This window comes from Bifidobacterium ramosum, from assembly GCF_009299505.1.
Classification (GTDB): Bacteria; Actinomycetota; Actinomycetes; order Actinomycetales; family Bifidobacteriaceae; genus Bifidobacterium; species Bifidobacterium ramosum.
This window is the reverse complement of record NZ_WBSM01000005.1, coordinates 168737-187289: the sequence shown is the minus strand read 5'-3', so window position 1 is coordinate 187289 and position 18553 is coordinate 168737. Positions and strand designations below refer to the sequence as shown.

At 65.8% G+C, this 18553-nt stretch carries 15 protein-coding genes; 4 read left to right on the top strand and 11 right to left on the bottom strand.

Annotation, left to right across the window (positions count from 1 at the left end; all coding sequences use genetic code 11):
* Positions 1-27 precede the first annotated feature (27 nt).
* The 7 genes from DSM100688_RS06170 to radA all read right to left on the bottom strand — a co-directional run bounded on the left by DSM100688_RS06170 (position 28) and on the right by radA (position 8132).
* On the bottom strand, positions 28-819 hold the full coding sequence (locus DSM100688_RS06170) for an amino acid ABC transporter ATP-binding protein (RefSeq protein ID WP_420837486.1): 792 nt from the start codon (positions 817-819) through the stop codon (positions 28-30).
* Between the two features lie 37 nt (positions 820-856).
* Entirely contained in the window at positions 857-1717 is an 861-nt protein-coding gene (locus DSM100688_RS06165) for an amino acid ABC transporter permease (RefSeq protein ID WP_152358257.1), read from the bottom strand.
* Positions 1718-1822: 105 nt separating this feature from the next.
* Positions 1823-2698 carry an ABC transporter substrate-binding protein gene (locus DSM100688_RS06160; RefSeq protein ID WP_152358256.1) on the bottom strand — a complete coding sequence of 292 codons (876 nt, stop codon included), beginning with the start codon at positions 2696-2698 and terminating at the stop codon, positions 1823-1825.
* A 162-nt stretch (positions 2699-2860) separates the two neighbouring features.
* Entirely contained in the window at positions 2861-3364 is a 504-nt protein-coding gene (locus DSM100688_RS06155; protein ID WP_152358255.1) for a cupin domain-containing protein, read from the bottom strand.
* Positions 3365-3435: 71 nt separating this feature from the next.
* Complete coding sequence (locus DSM100688_RS06150) at positions 3436-4827, bottom strand: amidohydrolase family protein (protein ID WP_152358254.1); 1392 nt, start codon at positions 4825-4827, stop codon at positions 3436-3438.
* 87 nt (positions 4828-4914) lie between these two features.
* Positions 4915-6432 (bottom strand): adenosylhomocysteinase, encoded by a 1518-nt coding sequence (locus tag DSM100688_RS06145; protein ID WP_152358253.1) that lies wholly within the window; start codon positions 6430-6432, stop codon positions 4915-4917.
* Between the two features lie 203 nt (positions 6433-6635).
* Positions 6636-8132: a DNA repair protein RadA gene (gene radA, locus DSM100688_RS06140; RefSeq protein WP_152358252.1), complete on the bottom strand. Its 1497-nt coding sequence runs from the start codon at positions 8130-8132 to the stop codon at positions 6636-6638.
* 336 nt (positions 8133-8468) lie between these two features.
* Here radA and DSM100688_RS06135 point away from each other — a divergent pair, with 336 nt between their 5' ends.
* The gene (locus DSM100688_RS06135; protein ID WP_152358251.1) at positions 8469-9119 is read left to right on the top strand and encodes a hypothetical protein; all 651 of its coding nucleotides are present in this window, start codon (positions 8469-8471) and stop codon (positions 9117-9119) included.
* 134 nt (positions 9120-9253) lie between these two features.
* Positions 9254-9343 carry a 30S ribosomal protein bS22 gene (locus tag DSM100688_RS06130; protein WP_004268639.1) on the top strand — a complete coding sequence of 30 codons (90 nt, stop codon included), beginning with the start codon at positions 9254-9256 and terminating at the stop codon, positions 9341-9343.
* 411 nt (positions 9344-9754) lie between these two features.
* On the opposite strand, the gene rpiA is transcribed toward DSM100688_RS06130, so the two are convergent.
* The 3 genes from rpiA to pgm all read right to left on the bottom strand — a co-directional run bounded on the left by rpiA (position 9755) and on the right by pgm (position 13884).
* A complete protein-coding gene (rpiA, locus tag DSM100688_RS06125; RefSeq protein ID WP_152358250.1) occupies positions 9755-10453 on the bottom strand; it encodes a ribose-5-phosphate isomerase RpiA in 699 nt (232 codons plus the stop codon).
* Between the two features lie 188 nt (positions 10454-10641).
* Positions 10642-11784 (bottom strand): ribonuclease H family protein, encoded by a 1143-nt coding sequence (locus DSM100688_RS06120; protein ID WP_152358249.1) that lies wholly within the window; start codon positions 11782-11784, stop codon positions 10642-10644.
* Between the two features lie 423 nt (positions 11785-12207).
* Positions 12208-13884, bottom strand: a complete 1677-nt coding sequence (pgm, locus tag DSM100688_RS06115; protein WP_152358248.1) for a phosphoglucomutase (alpha-D-glucose-1,6-bisphosphate-dependent) — start codon at positions 13882-13884, stop codon at positions 12208-12210.
* Positions 13885-14233: 349 nt separating this feature from the next.
* On the opposite strand from pgm, the gene DSM100688_RS06110 reads away from it, so the two are divergent.
* Entirely contained in the window at positions 14234-16327 is a 2094-nt protein-coding gene (locus DSM100688_RS06110; protein WP_152358247.1) for a glucose PTS transporter subunit IIA, read from the top strand.
* A 32-nt stretch (positions 16328-16359) separates the two neighbouring features.
* A complete protein-coding gene (locus DSM100688_RS06105; protein ID WP_152358246.1) occupies positions 16360-17235 on the top strand; it encodes a PRD domain-containing protein in 876 nt (291 codons plus the stop codon).
* A 7-nt stretch (positions 17236-17242) separates the two neighbouring features.
* Here DSM100688_RS06105 and DSM100688_RS06100 read toward each other — a convergent pair whose 3' ends face one another.
* Entirely contained in the window at positions 17243-18391 is a 1149-nt protein-coding gene (locus DSM100688_RS06100; protein WP_152358245.1) for a diacylglycerol/lipid kinase family protein, read from the bottom strand.
* Positions 18392-18553: the final 162 nt, after the last annotated feature.

Genomic DNA, 18553 nt, shown 5'->3' with positions numbered 1-18553 from the left:
GGCCCAGCCGACGCGGAGAGACCACACCTAGTGCCGGAAGTGGGCGAAGAACTCCTGGGTCTCAGGGTTCTGCGACTCGTCCATCACCTCGCGCGGGGTGCCGTTCTCGGCGATGACGCCGTGACGCAGCAGCACGATGCGGTCCGCCGCGTCGTGCGCGAAGCTCATCTCGTGCGTCGCCATGAGAATCGTCGTGCCCTGCGACTTCAGCTCGGCGACCATGTTGAGCACCTCGCCCACGAGCATCGGGTCCAACGCCGACGTGATCTCGTCCAGCAGCAGCAGTTCGGGATCGGTCATCAGTGCACGCGCGATCGCCACGCGCTGCTGCTGGCCGCCGGACAGCTGGTCCGGGTAGGCACCGGCCTTGTCGCGCATGCCGATGCGGTCGAGCAGCTCCAGCGCACGCGCCTCCGCACGGTCGCGATCCCAGTGGTGCACCTTGATCGCGGCGAGCGTCACGTTCTTCATCACCGACATGTGCGGGAACAGGTTGAACTGCTGAAACACCACGCCGATGCGCGACCGGATCTGGTCCTGGTTCGCGCGAGGGTCGGTGATGTCGGTGTCGCCCAGCCAGATCTGCCCGTCGTCGACCTGCTCGAGCAGGTTCACGCACTTCATCAGCGTCGACTTGCCCGAACCGGACGGGCCGAGCAGCGCCACGACCTCGTGCGGTCGGATCTCGAAGGAGATGCCGCGCAGCACCTGCGTTGAACCGAACGACTTGCGGATGTCGTCCAGTCGCAGCACCGGTTTCGTCATGTCACGCGCGCCGGTCGCGTCGTGCGCGGCCGTATCCACAGTCGTATTCGTCATGGTTTCCGTCGCTTTCGTCATCGTGTCACCGTCCTTCTCACACCGTGCCGGCGCTCAGCTCGCGCTTGCGCAGCCGTGCCGTATACCAGTCGTTGAGCAGGATGAACGGCACGCTCATCAGGATGAACAGCAGGCTGGCCACGACGTACGGCGTGAAGTTGTAGGTGCTGGCCACGTCGATCTGCGCCGCACGCACCGCGTCGACGGCGCCCAGCACGGAGATCAGGCCGACGTCCTTCTGCATGGAGATGAAGTCGTTCATCAGCGCCGGTGCGACCTTGCGCAGCGCCTGAGGAATCACGACCAGTCGGGTCGTCTGCCCGGCGGTCAGACCCAGCGACCGCGCGGAGGCGCGCTGGGACGGGTGCACGTCGTCGAAGCCGGCGCGCAGCACTTCGGACACGTACGCGCTGTAGCCCATGACCACGGCGATCGTGCCGAGGATCGACGGGTCGATGCGGCCGAACAGGCCGAGGCCGGGGATGCCGAAGCCGATCAGGTACAGCACGACGATGATCGGCACGCCGCGCATGACGGTCGTGTACAGCAGCGCCAGCACGCGCAGCGGGAACAGGATGGGGGAGCGGCTCGTGCGCACGAGCGCGATAAGCGTGCTGAGGATCGCCACGCCGACGAGCGCGACGAGCAGCACGCGTACGTTCAGCCACAGGCCCTTGAGTACGTCGGGGAACGACTGGACGAAGTATTCGGCGGAGAAGAACGTCTCCTTGACGCGCGGCCAGCCGGGCGACAAATGCAGGCCGACCATGATGACGGCCACGAACACCACCGTGCTCACGAGACTGGTGATCACCGATTTGATCTGTTGCTGACGACGGTATTGGCGACGGTCGAGTTCGACTTGACTGACCTCATGCGCTGGCGTCTGTGGTTGCATCTGCGGCGCTCGCTTCCTGGGAACTGCTTGGAATGGATGGGATTGCTGATACGGACAGTGGCCTGCCCTGCCGCGGTCGGCGGCGAGACAGGCCACTGGGATGGGTTACTTGAGCTCGGTCAGGTCGGTGGTGTACTCGGCCAGCCACTTGTCCTGCAGCTGCTTGAGCGTGCCGTCGGCCTTCAGCGCGTCCACGGCCTTGGTGGTCGCGGCGGTGAGCTTGGAGTCCTTCGGCAGCACGATGCCCATGCCGTTCTTGTCTTCGGAACCGGCGATGCGGCCGAGCACGACGCCGTTCTTGACCTGCTCGGACTGGACCATGTACACGCATTCGACGGTGCTGGTGACGAGCGCGTCGATCTGGCCGGCGTCGAGCGCCTGCGCGAGGGCGGCGTCGTCGTTGAACGTCTGGATGTCCTCCTTGATGGACTTCTTGACGTAGTCGTAGGCCAGCGTGCCGACCATCACGCCGATGGTGGCGTCCTTGAGATCGGCCAGGGACTTGGCGTTCGCAAACTTGCCGTCCTTCTTGACGATGACGGCCTGGCTGTCGTTGTAGTAGCTCGACGAGAAGTCGACGGCCTTCTTACGGGTGTCGGTGATGCCGAACTGCTGGATGTTCATATCCCAGTCCTTGGCGCCCGGCGCGATGGCCGAGTCGAAGGTGGTGCGCACCCACACGACGTCGCTCTTCTTGAAGCCGAGCTTCTCGGCCACGTCGTAGGCCACGGCGGCCTCGTAGCCCTCGCCGGACTCCGGCTTGTCGTTCATGACCCACGGCTCATAGGCCGGTTCGCCGGTCGCGATGGTGAGCTTGCCCGGGGTGACGGTCTGCTGCGTGATGTCGCTCGAGTCGGCGGACTTGTCGTCGGACGCGTTGTTGGCGGACTGGGTGGTGCCGCAGGCCGCGGAGAAGGCCAGGGCGACGACGCTGACGGTCGCGACGGCCGCGCGGACGAAGCCTTGCTTGATGTTGAACATGATGGATTGCCTCTCTTTTCCTTTGGATGCTGCGCACTGATGCACGATGGACGTCCGTTGGACGGAACGTCGTGTTTGGCGCATGCGCGCCAATTCTAGACGAACCGCGTTACGGACGGTGCCGTCCGTCTGCGATTCGCTATCGCGGTTGGTTATAACGCGTTATTCGAGCGTGAACCCCTCGAACACGAATCCCGGGCTGACGACGCAGGACACCAGCGCGTCGCCGGTCCCCGGCACCGTGCGCTGCCAGACGCCGGCCGGCACGACCGCATGGCCACAGATCGGCGCGTCATCGTCGTTGTCTGATGCGGCGGCGACGGTTGCGGTCTGCGCGGCGTCCGCGACGCCGGCGCCCAGCACGATCCGCGTGCGCTTGCCGTCGTCGGCCGCCGGCGCGTCGCCGCTGCCGCCGAGCTCCAGCGTGACGGTCGCCGGGCCGTGCCACAGCCACAGCTCGTCCGCGTCGACCTTGTGCCAGGCGCTTGCGTCGCCCTGCGGCAGCAGGAAGTAGATCAGCGACGCCAGCGGCCGGCCGCTCGCGGCGTCGTCGCGCGGGCTCTGCCAGTCGCGCGTGTACCAGCCGCCCTCGGGATGGGCCTCCAGGCCCAGTCGGTCCACGACGGACCGGGCGTAGGGGCTCATGTCGTCCAATGCGATGCTCATGTCGGTGCCTTTCTGCGTGGAGTGTGCTGTGCGATGCCGCGTGACGATCGCACGTGACGGGATGATGCGGCCTAGAACGCGCCGTCGTTGTAGGCCACACGGCCGGCGATCACCGTGGCGCGGTTGGTGCCGGCGCCGTGGCGAACGAGCGTCTCCAGCGTGGTCTCGATGCCGGCCGGCGAGGTCGTGTCCACCGGGATGTCGAAGAACGCGAGGTCGGCCAACGCGCCCGCGTTGATCTGGCCGATGCGGTTCACGCCGACGTGCATGCCCATCGACTCCGCGCCGCCCAGCGTCATCATGCGGATCAGACGGTGCGTCAGGTCGTCGTTCGCGTAGCCCTGTTCGCGCGCCAGATCGTAGAGCATCGACACGTCGTCGAGCAGGTCGAGGCTCGGCGTGCTCGACAGCGAATCCGTACCGACGGCCACGAGGTTGCCTTCCTCGAGATATTCGCGGATCGGCGCGTCCTTGCCGGTGTTCGTGATGCGGTTCGACCTCGGGCACAGCGCCACGCCGACGCCGCGCTGGCGCAGGATGCGACGGTCCTCCTTGTCGGCCCACACGCCGTGCGCGATGTGCACGTCCGGGCCGAGCGAGCCGAGCTGGTCGACGAACTGGATCGCCGACGCGCCCTTGCCGACCTCCTTGAGCTGCTTGTAGCTCACCCAGTCGCGGTCGCGCCAGTCGGCCGCCGAATACGTGGTGAGCACCGGCGGATACGTGCCGGCTTCGAGCGGCGTCTCCGCCAGATGGATGTGCAGTCGCATGTTGAGCCGCCGCGCGATGTCCGGCAGGTCCACGAATGGCTCGGACTCCAGCGTGTACGGCGCGTGCGGGCTGATGCCGAGGTTCGGCAGCCGCTCCTCGCTCATCGTGCGCAGCTGGCGGCTCAGTTCGGTGCGGCCCTTCTCCAGCCATTCGTCGTTGTGCCAGCCCATGACCTCCCAGTACGCGATGCCGTGCATGCCCTGCGAGGCGAGCGCGCCGGCCGCGTCCAGATCGGTCACGATGTCGGCCGCCGCCGTGGTGCCCGACTCGACCATCTGCCGCGCGCCGTCCTCGGCCCAACGCTTCCACGGCTGCTCCTCCTTGGCCACCGCGTACACCTTGTTGAATGCGAGCTCCCACGCGCGGAAGCGGTCGTACGTGCCGCGGCCGACCTCGGCCATACCGGTGTACTGCAAATGCGTGTGCGCGTTGATGAGGCCCGGCGTGAGGACGCCGTCCCAGTGCCGTTCGGTGATCGTCGCATGCGCTGTCGTCTCCTGCTTGAGCGCGTCCAGCACCCACCGGCGTTTGCCGACGTGCATGACGCGGTCGCCGTGCACGGCCACCGCGCCGTCGATGATCACCGGCCCGGTCACGGGGATCACGAGCCGTGCGGAATACAGCGTCACCTCGTCGACGAGTTCGGGATCGCCGACGACGGTGTCCCAGTCGTGTGTGTTCGGTGTGTTCATGGGGTCTCCTTACGGGGTGTCGTACGGGTTCGATGCGCGGTGCGCCGGCAGTCGGCCGGCGGATGACGTTTGGATGTTCGGGTGACGCTACTGCCGTTCCGCGGCGCGCGCGTGCTCCGCGAATCGTGTCAGCGTCCAGTCGTAGCCGTTGTCGGCCACGGCATGACTGGCCCGATAGCCGCGCGCCCGCAGCGCGGCTGCGGCGATGCGACGGTCGGTCTCGGCGTCGAGCCGGATCAGGCGGTGCGGCAGCGTGCCGCGCGACCGCAGCAGATACGCGACCGCGCTCGCCTGCACGGCGAAGCTCAGGTCCATGATCTCGATCGGATTGCCGCCGCCGACCGTATAGTTCACGCCGTCGCCGTCCGCGATCAGCGTGATCGTCGGACCGTCCGGCACATGCAGTTCGACCAGATCGCGGTTGACCTCCGGTGTGAAGTCGGGCACGTCGTCCAGCGCGATTTCGTTCGCGATGCCGCCGATCACGGCCAGCACCGTGCCGGCGCGCATCAGCCGCATATGGTCGACGGTGACCGTGTGCCGCACGCCGGTCGCCGAAATCACGATGTCGGCCGTCGGCAGCGCGTCGTCGATGTCGCGCGCGGCGAAACCGTCGAACACCGCCTTGAGCGACGCCACCGGATCGATGTCGCAGACCGTCACCTGCGCGCCGAGCGCACGCACGCGCCGCGCGAAACCGCGACCGACCGGACCGTAGCCGATCACCGTGACCGCGGTGCCGGCGAACGCATCCGCGCCAAGGATCCGCTGCATCGTCGTTACGCAGGTCTCGCCGGTGCCGTGCGCGTTGTCGAAACCGGTCTTCAATACGCTGTCGTTCACCGCGACCACCGGATACGTGAGCGCGCCGGCGGCCTCCATGCCGGCGAACGCGCGCACGCCGCTCGTCGTCTCCTCGGCCACGCCGATCAGCCGTGCGGCCAGCTCCGGCCGTTCCAGCGACGCGAGACGCGCGAAGCTGGCGCCGTCGTCGATGATGATGTCCGGCTGCACCGTGTCCAGCAGTCGCAACGCCGCCTCATGCGCCTGCTCCGGCGTCCAGTCGCGGCTCGACTCCACGACGACGCCCTCGCGGCGCAACTGTTCAGCCACGCGCGGATCGGTCGAATCAGGGCCGCAGTACACGCCCACGATCGCGCCGGCCGCCTTGAGCTTGCGCAGCAGGATCGCGGTCTTCGGCTCCAGGATCAGGCAGGCGGCGATGCGCACACCGGTGAAGTCCACGCCGTCGGCGCGCAGCTCGTCCAGCACGTCGCGCAGCACCGGCATATGCTCCTCGGCATAGGCCATCGCCTCGAAACCTGTGGCCTGCCGCATGTCGGGAATCGCGTCGATCGACACCGTGCCGTCGCAGCGGAACGGGTCGGCTGGGCCGTCGGTCGCCGCGTTGCCGTCACCGTCGGCCGCCGTCGTGGCCGCATCCTCCACGGTCATGCCCCACTGTTGCGCCGCGGCCACGGCGTCCGGGCGCGTGTCCGGCGCGGCGATCGCCAGCCGGGCCCCGGCCAGCGACCGGTTCGTGCGCTGCGAATACGCCGCCGCCCAAGGAATGAAATCGTCGTCTGTTAACTCGCCGCCGGTCATCGTCGCTCCTTTCGCATCATTCCTGTAACGGACATACAGTCGATTCTGCCCGTCCGATCGGCTGTATGTCCGTTACACAGGGAGAGTCGATCGTCTTAACTGTATCCGTCCATCCTAAAGCCTGGCATGGGCGCATCCGCCGCCGCACCGGCCGTGAGCCGCGCCATCCCGTCGCTCCGTCAGCGCGTCACCGCACCGGTACGTCATTTCACCAATGCATCCAACGCGTCCCGCAGCGTCGCCGCCTCGACCACCCGCAGCCCGCGAATCGACCCGGGCCTGCGCAACGGCGGCACCACGGCCTCGGTGAACCCCAGACGCGCCGCCTCGCGCAGCCGATACTCCAGCCGCGGCACCGGCCGCACCTGGCCCGTCAGCGAAATCTCGCCGATCGCACACGTCGTCCGCGCGATCGGCCGTTCCTTCGCGGCGCTCGCCAACGCGGCCACGATCGCCAGATCGCAGCCCGGCTCCTTCGCCAGCCCGCCCGCGATCGTCGACACATACAGATCGTTCGCCAGCAGATTCACCTTGCCATGCCGATACAGCACCGCCGTGAGCATCGCGATGCGGTTCGCGTCCACGCCGTTGACCGCGCGGCGCGGTGTCGGCAGCACGGAACTCGTCACCAGCGACTGGATCTCGATCGGCAGGCTGCGGTGGCCGTCCAACGTGAACGTCACGCACGTGCCCTCCACCGGTCGCGCGTCCGCCGCGCCCGTCGACGACAGAAACAGACCGGACGGATCGGCCACCTCCTCGATGCCCTCGCCGCTCATGTCGAAACAGCCCACCTCGTCGGTCGGCCCGAACCGGTTCTTCACCACGCGCAACATGCGTAGCGCGGTCTGCGCGTCGCCCTCGAACTGGCAGACCACGTCCACCAAATGCTCCAACGTGCGCGGGCCGGCGATTGACCCGTCCTTCGTCACATGGCCCACCAGCAGCACCGGCACATCCAGGCTTTTCGCCGTGTCGATGAGCGCGCTCGCCACCTCGCGCACCTGCGTGGAGCCGCCCGAGATGCCGTCGACGTCCTGCGACACGATCGTCTGCGCGGAATCGACGATCGCCAGCGCCGGCCGTTCCTGCTCGATGAGTCCCAGCACGGTCGCCAGATCGGTGGTCGAGGCGAGCAGCAGATTCGGTTCGACCGCGTCGATGCGCGAGGCGCGCAGCTTGACCTGCGCGAGCGACTCCTCGCCGGAGATGTAGAGGACGGTGTTGTGGCCGGGGCGGCCGCTTGCCGTGGTGTTGCGATCGTTTCCTGCCGTGGCTGTGTGGTCCGCGACCGTGCGCGCGATGTTGCCTGCCGTCTCCAGTAGCAGCGTCGACTTGCCCACGCCCGGCTCGCCGGCGATCAACGTGACCGAACCGGGGACGATGCCGCCGCCGAGCACACGGTCGAACTCGCCGAATCCGGTGGGGATGCGGGTGACCGTGTCAGTGCCGATCTGCGTGATCGGACGCGCCGCGTTGCGGTCGGCGATCGTGCCGGGCGCGGCGGCCGTGGTGCGCGACGTGCGGCCGGGCGCTGCGGTGCGCGACGAGCCGCCGGCGGTTGCGGATGCTGCGGATGGGCGGGATTCGCGGAATTCCTCGATGGTGCCCCACTGGCCGCACTCGGGGCAGCGGCCGTACCATTTCGGGCCGCTCCAGCCGCATTCTGAGCACAGGTATTGCGTCGACGTCTTAGCCATGATGCCGACGGTATCGGGGTTTTACGACATCTCGTCCGGCGCGTCCGGTGCGTCCGGTGCGTGCGGTCGCCGCGCGCGAAGTCGCCATCCGCGCGTCCGTCGCGTGGATCAACGCGACGCCCATTGTTGCGTTGTCATTGAGTTACGGTCGCTGTTGTTGAGTTACGGTCGTTTTTCACGTCCGAAACGACCGTAACTCAATGACAGCGCATGCTTCATGTTGAGTTACGGTCGTTCCGACCGCGAAAAACGACCGTAACTCAACATGAAGCGGGATCGTTCGTCGCGGTCGCGTCCGACCGGCGCGCGTCATGCGGCTGTGAGAGAATCACAGCTATGTCGAATACTCAATCGTCTTCCACTTCACCGTCCCACGGCAAACTGATCGCCGTCGTGGTCGCCGCCGCGTTGGTGATCGTTCTGGCGCTGCTGTCCGCATTCATCTGGCCCGGCTGGGCGCTGAACAAGAGCGCGGGATCGTCCACGCAGCAGACGAACGGCACCACGTCGTCCCAGAACTCGACGTCGAAGGAAGAGGAGGAGCCGACCACGCCGAGCATCAAGGCGACCGCGCTGCCCAGCGACGCCACCGAGCTGCTCAAGGCGATGCCTGACAGCGTGCTCAACTATGCGCGCACCAAGGCCGAGGCGAGCACGTCGTGGACCACCGCGTCGCCGCTCGAGGAGTACACGGTCACGTATTCCACCGGCGATTCCGCGAAGGACGTGACGTTGATCGTCGCGCAGTGGTCAACCGCCGATTCGGCCAAGAAGCAGTACGCCGCGCTGTCCGGCGCGCTCACCGGTGAGGAACTGGGTGCGGGCACGGTCAAGGTGTCCGGCAAGGCGACCGGCAGCTACACCGCCAAGGTCGACGCGAACGACGACGCCAAGGCGATCGCGGTGTGGCAGAACGACACGGCGGTGTTCCAGGTCACGGGCGCGAAGGCCGCGGTGGAGCGGTTCTACCAGAGCTTCCCGTTGTGACGGTTCGCGCGGACGTACGGTGCACGGAACCTGCCGCGGCGGTCCGTTGCGGAACGCCGGTACCATTCGTCCCCGAATGCGTGTACTATTGGGCAAGTTGCAAACTTTTCGATTAGTTAGGAACGGAGGCTGAGATGGGTTCGGTCATCAAGAAGCGCCGCAAGCGGATGAGCAAGAAGAAGCACCGCAAACTGCTGCGTAAGACTCGCCACCAGCGCAAGTAGTCTTCTCGCTCACTCGGTGAGCAACGCGAAGACCCCTCGTGGACCGCAACGTCCCGAGGGGTCTTCTGCATTTCGCGTGCCGTTTTCGCGTGCTGTGCGTTCTTCTCGTTCGTTTTCGTCATTCGTTCCGCCTGTTCGTTCCTCGCACGCGTTTCCCGTGCGTTCCTCCACCTCAACGGACATACAGCCGATTTGGATACCGGAATCGGCTGTATGTCCGTTGAGGTGGAGGGGAGGGAAAGTCAGGAACAAATAAGGGGGATCCATGCGTGTGTTTGGATGTGCGGCAGTGTCCTGGTGCCCTCGCAGCGGCACATATACAAAAACGGACATACAGCCGATTCGCAGTACGCAATCGGCTGTATGTCCGTTGAGGCATGGTTGGTCAGAGCGCGTGCGTGCGCCCCAGACTCACTTGTTGGAGTTGGTCATGACGCGCGGGCCGTTCGGATCGCCGACGATGACCTTGTCGACCATGTTGAGGAACAGGCCGTGCTCCACCACACCGACCGTGGTGATGAGGTCCTCGGCCAGATCCTGCGGGTGATCGATGCGGCCGAGGTGCAGGTCGACCACGTAGTTGTTCTCGTCGGTGCGCACCGGCTTGCCCTCGGCATCGAGACGCAGCGTCGGCTTGTAGCCCTTCGCCTCGAACTTCTTGATGACGTGGCCGGCGCCGAACGGGATCACCTCGACCGGCAGCGGGAACTTGCCGATGGTGTCCACGACCTTGGACTCGTCCACGATCCACACGATCTTGTCGGAGTTGGTCGCCACGATCTTCTCCCACAACAGGGCAGCGCCGCCGCCCTTGATGCCGTTGAAGTTCTTGTCGACCTCGTCCGCGCCGTCGATGGTGATGTCGATGTGGTCCACGTCGTCGATGTCGACGATCTTGATGCCGTAGCCTTCGGCCTGCTCCTGCGTGCGGCGGGAGGTGGTGACGCCCGTGAACTGCAGGCCCTCCTCCTTGACGCGGCGGCCCAGCTCGTCCACGAGGAATCGCACGGTCGAACCGGTGCCGAGACCAGCGATCATGCCGTCCGTGATCAGCTTGGCGGCCTCGATGCCGGCCGCCTTCTTCAGCGCATCCTGTTGTGCCTTGTCCATGTTCTCTCCTTCGACGGGAAACCTGCCTCGCGTCGCGTGCGGCGGCGTTTGGCCCACCTCCCTTAGTGTATCCGATGTGTTCCTTGTTGTGACGTTGTGTCCCGTTTTTGGTGTGATTCATGGTCGATTGTTGACCGGCGGGTCACGTCGCGTTCGTGTTGCCTGTGATACGGGGATCCGTTGCCGACCTATGACTGACGGATGGCGAACGGCGCGTGGTCCAGCGTGATGCTGCCGTCGCCGTTCACGTAGCCTTCGACCATGACGTAGCCGCGGATCATGCGTGGGCGACCGTCGTACGTGGGACTGGACGACGGCGGGGGAGCGAACCGCAGCGTGCCGGATACGGTGAGCCCGGACGGTTGGGGCGTCAGTCGGATGGCCGATGGCTGCGATGCGTTCGCAGCCGCGGTCGAGCGCGGTGCTGTCGTTTCGGATGGCGCGTCAGTCGTCACGTCGATCGACGCGACCGTCGTATTGTCAGTCGTATCGTCGTGATTGACGATCGTGTCGGTACCCGACGTCGTGGTCGTCGCCGCGGACTCGTTGTCGTCCGTATGATCGGCTTCCGCGTGATCATCGTTGGCATGATCGGAAGCCGTACGATAGTCGGGGTACTCCGGTACGCCTTCCGGTTCGGCCAACGCATCCGCGACGGACGACGGACGACCGTCGCGCGTCTCCGTAACGTCCGCGGCATCCGCATCGCCGGAATCCTCGCCGCGTCCCAGGTGATAGTCCTTCGCCGAAATCAGCCCGTCCATGAGCATCCGCGCGTCGGCCGGCACGTCCGTGCCCTTCGCGTATTCGGACGCGAGCAGTGACTCCCAGCCTTCCTTCGGCAGGTAGCCGTCCCGTACGCCCGACCGGCAGTCGCCCGCGTACGTGCGCGCCAGCTCGTCGACCTTCTCGTTGCCGGCGTTGCCCGCGTGGCCCTTGACCCACACGAACTTCACCGATCCGGCGCGCCTGGACAGCTCCGCGTCGATCGCCTTGATGAGCGCCGCGTTCTTCACCGGCTTCCTCTGCGAGTTCTTCCAGCCGTTCTTCTTCCAGCCGTGCACCCACTTGGTCGAGCAGTTGATCGCGTACTGGGAATCCGTCTCGATCACCAGCGGCTCGGCGCCCGGATGCGTGCGCAGCGCCTCGAGCACCGCGCACAGTTCGCCGATCTGGTTCGTGCCGTTCGTCGCGCCGCCCGCGTCGCAGTCGCCGCCGTGCTCATGGCCGGGCCGCCCGCCCGCGTGCGGTGTGTGGTCCGCCCACGCCCAACCCATCGGGCCGTTCGGGTTGCCCAGCGCCGACCCGTCTGTTGATACCGTAATCGTCATACGCCCCACCCTAACGCAAGGGGTCGTTTCGGACAGAGCGGCTCACGCGATGGCAAAACCGCCGGATATGCCATCCCGTGTGCGGTCGATTGGGATCGCGATGGAAGTCAAACGTTGGAATGCCGTCGCGTGACCTCGGATCGCGGTCACGCGACGGTCGTAGGGGCCCATATGCCATCGCGTGAGCAATGGGACGGTCACGCGATGGCAAAACCGTGTGATTTTCCATCGCGTGACTAGACGAGTGGTCGACAGACGGAATGTGTGACGAAGTCAGTGTGTCCCGCCCCGCAACTATACGACCAAGGACCGCAACTAAAAACGGACATGCAGCCGATTCCATAGGGGAAATCGGCTGCATGTCCGTTATAGATAAGGTGAGGATGGACGGTTCATTGAAGCAATGAGCCGCCGCGGTGCGAACTACTCGGCCAGCGCCTTGTCGACGACCTCGGTCGCTTCGGCGAGCACCTTGTCGAGCGCCTCCGGGCTCTCGAACGACTCGGCGTACACCTTGTAGATGTTCTCGGTGCCGGACGGGCGGGCCGCGAACCAGTTGTCCTTGGTGGTGACCTTCAGGCCGCCGATCTTGGCGTGGTTGCCCGGCGCCTCGGTGAGCTTGGCGGTGATGTCCTCGCCCGCGAGCTGCGTGGCGGTCACGTCATCGCCGCTGAGCTTGGCGAACTTCTGCTTCTGCTCGAGCGTGGTCGGCGTGTCGACGCGCTTGTACCAGCTCTCGCCGAAGCGCGCCACCTGCTCCTGATGCAGCTGGGCCGGGTTCTTGCCGGTCTTGGCGGTGATCTCGGCGGCCAGCAGGTCGGGGATCAGACCATCCTTGTCGGTGGTCCACACGCGGCCGTCGCGGCGCAGGAAGCTCATGCCGGAGCTCTCCTCGCCGCCGAACGCGACCTCGCCGCTGAACAGCGGGTCGACGAACCACTTGAAGCCGACCGGCACCTCGATGACCTTCGCGTTGATCGACGCGGCCACGCGGTCGATCAGGGAGGAGGAGACGAGCGTCTTGCCGACGGCCGCGCCCTTCGGCCAACCCGGGCGGTTGCCGCCGAACAGGTATTCCACGCACACGGCGATGTAGTGGTTCGGGTTCATCACGCCCCAGTTCGGGCAGACGATGCCGTGGCGGTCGGCATCCGGGTCGGTGCCGCCGACGAGGTCGTACTTGTCCCACGCGCCGGCGTTGAGCTCGTCGACGAGGCCCTTCATCGCGTACGGCGAGCTCGGATCCATGCGGATCTTGCCGTCGTGGTCGATGGTCATGAAGCGCCAGGTCGGGTCGACTTCGGGGCGCACGACGCCGATGTTCAGACCGTACTTCTCATTGATGAGCGGCCAGTAGTTGACGGACGCGCCGCCGAGCGGATCGATGCCGAGGCGCACGCCGGAGTTGCGGATCGCGTCGAAGTCGATGACGTTCTCCAGGTCGGAGACGTAGTGCTCGCGGAAGTCGAAGCCTTCGACGTACTCGGACTTGATGGCTTCCTCGTACGGCACGCGCTTGACGTTCTTGTAGCCGCCGAGCAGCTCGTTGGCGCGCGCGGCGATGGCGTTGGTGACGTCGGCCGGGGCCGGGCCGCCGGTGACGGGGTCGTACTTGAAGCCGCCATCGGTGGGCGGGTTGTGCGACGGGGTGACGACGATGCCGTCGGCGAGGCCTTCGCCTTCGAAGCGCTGGGTGCCGTCGGCCGCGCGGTTGTGCGTGAGGATCGCCTGAGAGACGACCGGGGTGGGCACGAAGTCGTCGCGCGAGTCGATGCGCACGTGCACGCCGTTGGCGACGAGGACCTCGATGGCGGTCTTCTTGGCCGGCGCGGACAGCGCGTGCGTGTCGGAGCCGAGGTACAGCGGGCCGGTGACGCCGGCCTTCTTGCGGTATTCGGCGATGGCCTGCGTGATGGCGACGATGTGGGCCTCGTTGAACGAGGTCTTCAGGGACGATCCGCGGTGGCCGGAGGTGCCGAAGATGACACGCTGCTCGGGGACGGACGGATCGGGGACGAGGTCATAGTACTTGCCGATAACCTCATCGACGTTGATCAGATCAGCTGGGGTGGCGGGCTTGCCCGCATTAGTTGCTACCATGGTTCCTATTGTGCCACGTTCGCGCGAGAAATAATGACGTGTTCTGTTAATTTTTGTCATATTTTGTGCGAATGATGTCGTATCGTTCGGTGACGATGACCGCGACGTTGACATTGCGTGGGTCGCATGTCAAGACACACCGGGGTTTGCGATTCGATTAACCTCGGATATATATTAACTTATGAACTTCTACTTTTGCAGGGTTGCAAGTCAGACAAGACGCAAGACCTGAGACGTTGGCATACGTGTATCGTATGCCGGACGGCTCGGGTCTTTTTTTGTTGCTGGCGGCTCTGCGAGGGCGGAGAGCATACCAAGGAACAACAGAAGATCCAAGGAAGGAAAGAAGATGGCCGAATCAACTGCCTCGCAGATCATCGACGCCATTGGTGGCGCGGGCAACGTCAAGAGCCTGACCCACTGCGCGACGCGACTGCGCTTCGAGCTCGTCGACGCCGGCAAGGTGGACCAGCACCGTCTCGAGACCATGAAGGGCGTGCTCGGCGCGGTCCCGCAGTCCGGCGACCGCTACCAGGTCGTCATCGGCGGCGCCGTCGCCTCCATGTACGAGGAGATCATGCACCTGCCCGAGATGGCGAACGCCGGCGGTGCGGCCAAGGCCGCGAACAACGGCAAGATGACCGACGCCGAGGTCAAGGCCGCCGAACGCGCGAAGGCGCGCGGCAAGGTCGCCTGGCTCGACTCGTTCTTCGAGTATCTGGCCGACTCGTTCCGCCCGATCCTGGGCGTCCTGCTCGGCGCATCCATCATCATCGCGCTCGTCAACCTGTTCATCTCGCTCGGCGTCATCGTCGGTGACGAGGACAACACCTCCCTGATGTTCATCAAGGCCATCTGGAAGGGCGTGTTCTACTTCCTGCCGATCATGGTCGCCTACAACGCCTCCAAGAAGCTGAAGGTCGACCCGTGGCTCGGCGGCTCCATCATGGCCATGCTCATGACCCCGCAGTTCGCGGCGCTGTCCGACGCCAAGACCTGGGGCGACGCGGTCTCCTGCGTTGAGAACGCCACGCTGGGCACCACCGACTGCACCGCCACCGTGTTCGGTCTGCCGATGCAGTTGTCCGACTACTCCGGCAACGTGTTCGTGCCGCTGATGATGGCCGCCGTGCTCGGCCTCGTCTACCACGGCCTCAAGAAGATCATCCCGGACAGCGTCCAGCTGGTGTTCGTGCCGTTCTTCGCCATGATCATCGTCGGTGTGCTCACCGCCTTCATCATCGGCCCGCTGGGCGTGTGGGTCGGCAACGGCCTCGGCGTCGTCCTCGCCTGGATGAACGGCCACGCGCCGTTCGTGTTCGCCATCGCGATCCCGCTGCTCTACCCGTTCCTCGTGCCGCTGGGTCTGCACTGGCCGCTCAACGCCCTCATGCTCATGAACATCCAGTCCCTCGGCTACGACTTCATCCAGGGCCCGATGGGCGTGTGGAACTTCGCCTGCTTCGGCGCCACCGCCGGCGTGCTGTTCCTCTCCATCCGCGACCATGACAAGGAAATGCGCCAGACCTCCATCGGCGCCCTTGCCGCCGGTCTGCTCGGTGGCGTCTCCGAGCCGTCCCTCTACGGCATCCACCTGCGCTACAAGCTGGTCTACAAGCGCATGCTCATCGGCTGTGGCACCGGCGGTGTCGTGATCGCCGTCCTCGGCTGGCTGTTCCCGTCCGTCGTCGCCTCCGGTGAGACCGTGCGCGGTGTGACCACCACCGCGTTTGCATTCACCTCGCTGCTCACCATCCCGGTGTTCAACCAGATGTGGGTGTACGGCGTGTCCATCGCCGTCGCGTTCGCCGTGTCCATGTTCCTGATCGTCACCCTCGACTACCGCACCCCGGAGCAGAAGGCTGAACTGCAGGAGCGCCTCGCCCAGGAGAAGGCCGACCGCGAGCTCGAGGCCCAGGCCGCCGCCGCTCCGGTCACCGAGCCGGCTGCCGCCGCTCCGACTGCGACTGCCACCGCCACCGCCGTTGCGACCGATACGGTCAACGCTCCGGTCGCCGGCCACGTGATCTCCCTCGACGACACCGGCGATCCGGTGTTCGCCTCCCGTGCGCTCGGCGAGGGCGTCGGCATCCAGCCGACCGACTCGACCGTCGTTGCCCCGATCTCCGGTGTGCTGCAGACCGTCGCCGAAACCGGCCACGCGTTCGGCATCAAGTCCGATGACGGTGTCGAAGTGCTCGTGCATGTCGGCATCGACACGGTCAAGATGAACGGCGAGGGCTTCGCCGTCGCCGTCGCCGCCGGCCAGCGCGTCAACGCCGGCGACACGCTCGTGACCGTCGACTTTGATAAGGTCAAGGAAGCGGGATACAGCACCACCACCCTGATGACGGTGCTCAACACCGCGGCCCTTGCCGGCGTCACCCCGAAGACGGGTATCGACGTCGCCGCGGGCGACCCGGTGCTCGACATCCAGCACTGAGTCTGGAGGCCGTAGAGACAAAGGGGACGCACTTGAAAGTGCTTCGCGTGTTCAACAACAACGTCGTGCTCGCTTCGGACGGCGCGCGGGAAGTCATCGTCACCGGCAGGGGACTGGGCTTCAAAGCGAAACCGGGGCAGCCGATCGACAACGCGAAGGTCGTTCGAGTGTTCGTCCCCTCCGACGGGCGGGATCCCGATCATCTGGCCGAACTGTTGGCCGGAATCCCTCCCGAAATGATCCGACTCGTCGCCGACGCCATGACGCGCGTCGGGCTGGGCCCGCAAGCCGAGTCCAAGCCCGCGCTCGTCATGGCGCTCGCCGATCACGTCACCGGAGCCGTACAGCGTCTCCGGCGCGGCGAACACGTTTCCTATCCGCTCACCGCGGAAGTCCGGTCGCTGTATCCGGCCGAATACGAACAGGCCGAACGGCTCATCACCCAGCTCAACGCCGAGCTGAACAACATCCTGCCGGACAGCGAGGCCGTATCGCTCACGCTGCACCTCGTCAATGCGGGATTCTCGAACGGCGATCTGTCCTACACGTATCAGATGACCGGCATCATCCAGCAGATGATCGCCGTCATCGAACGCTGCTACGGCATGGAACTCGACCAGCACAGCATCAACGTCGGCCGGTTCATCACACATCTGCGTTACCTGTTCGTACGCATCCGGCAGCATCAGCAGCTCGACCGCGAACCCGAACCGATCATCGCATCCATCGCACAGTCGTATCCCGAGGCGATGAGCTGCGCGAACGCCGTCGCCGACATCGTGCGCATCCGTCTCGACGCGCCGCTCACCAGCGACGAAATCGCCTATCTCGCGCTGCACATCGCGCGCGTCACGGCCGACGCGAAAGCGGAACGCAAGGCCTCGCGCTCCGCGGCGGGGCAGCGGTAGCCGACGATCAGACGCGGATCGGCGGAATTACGCCCGTCGCCGACATGTCCGGCTCGACCTCCGGCACACGCACACACAGCGCCTGCCGCTCCACGTCGAAGCGGATGTGGCGCGTTTCCGGCAGCATGTCGCCGTCGACCTGCGCCAACGCCGGCTTCTCCAGCATGATCTCCGCGCTCACGCCCTGAATGTTGTCGATCGACGAACTGACCGACAGGGGGCTCGACCCGGACTTGCCGGTGATCGTCTGATGCACCACGTCGCCGAACAGATTCGCCCAGCCGAGCACGCCGCCCGACGTGTCGATGATCTCGAAGTCGAGGATGCCGTCGTCGTACGAGGCGTCCGGCATGAGCGAGAAGAACGGGATCTCGCCGCAGTTGCCGGCCATGAACGTGCGGAACACGAGTCCGTTGATCGTGTGCGTGCTGCCGTTCGCGCTCGTGATCGTCACGCTGCCGCGGTACTTCGGCGCGAACAGGTTCTTGACGCCCGACACGAAGTACGCGAGCCAGCTGATGTTCTTCTTGAGTTCGGGATCGGTGTCGCCGATCATCAGCGCGTCGAAGCCGATGCCCGCGATGATGAGGAACGCGTGGCCGTGGTCGGACGTTGGGTCGTCGAGCAGCGTGAGGCGGCCCATGTCGACGTGCCGGGAGCCGTGCGACGTGGCCACCGACAACGCCGCGTCGATGTCGTCGACCGGAATGCCCATGTTGCGGGCGAACAGGTTGCCCGTGCCGATCGGGATGATGCCGAGCGCGTGGCCGGTGCCCGATACGGCGCTCGCCACTGTGCGCACCGTGCCGTCGCCGCCCACCGCGACGACCACGTCCGCGCCGTGACGCAACGCCTCGAGCGCGCACGCGCGGCCGTCCTTGTCGAGCCTCGTCTCGATGAACTCGACTTCGGTGAGCCCCTTCGCCTTGCAGAACTGTTTGATATGCGCCTTGCGCTCCTTCGCCTGCGGTTTCGACGGGTTCACGATGAACGCGTAATGCACCTGATCGTCGTCGCGCCGGTCGATGCGTTCGGCCAGACGCCGTTTGCGGTAGGCGCGCACGGCGAGGGCCGCAACGGCGGCGATGGCGAGCACGCCGATGATGACTGCGATGACGATGACGGCTGCGGGCACGGTACTGGGCATGGTACCCATTGTGACCACAAGCCGGCGCGAATCTCGTCAGCGACGCGCGAAGCTCGACGATTCCTGCACGTTCGAGAGCGGTGTGGGTGTGGGTGCGGTTGCGGTTACGGACACATCGTGGTCGCTGGAGCGGGCGAGGCCCGGCCCAGCCGCGTGTCGGCTTGCGGCGGT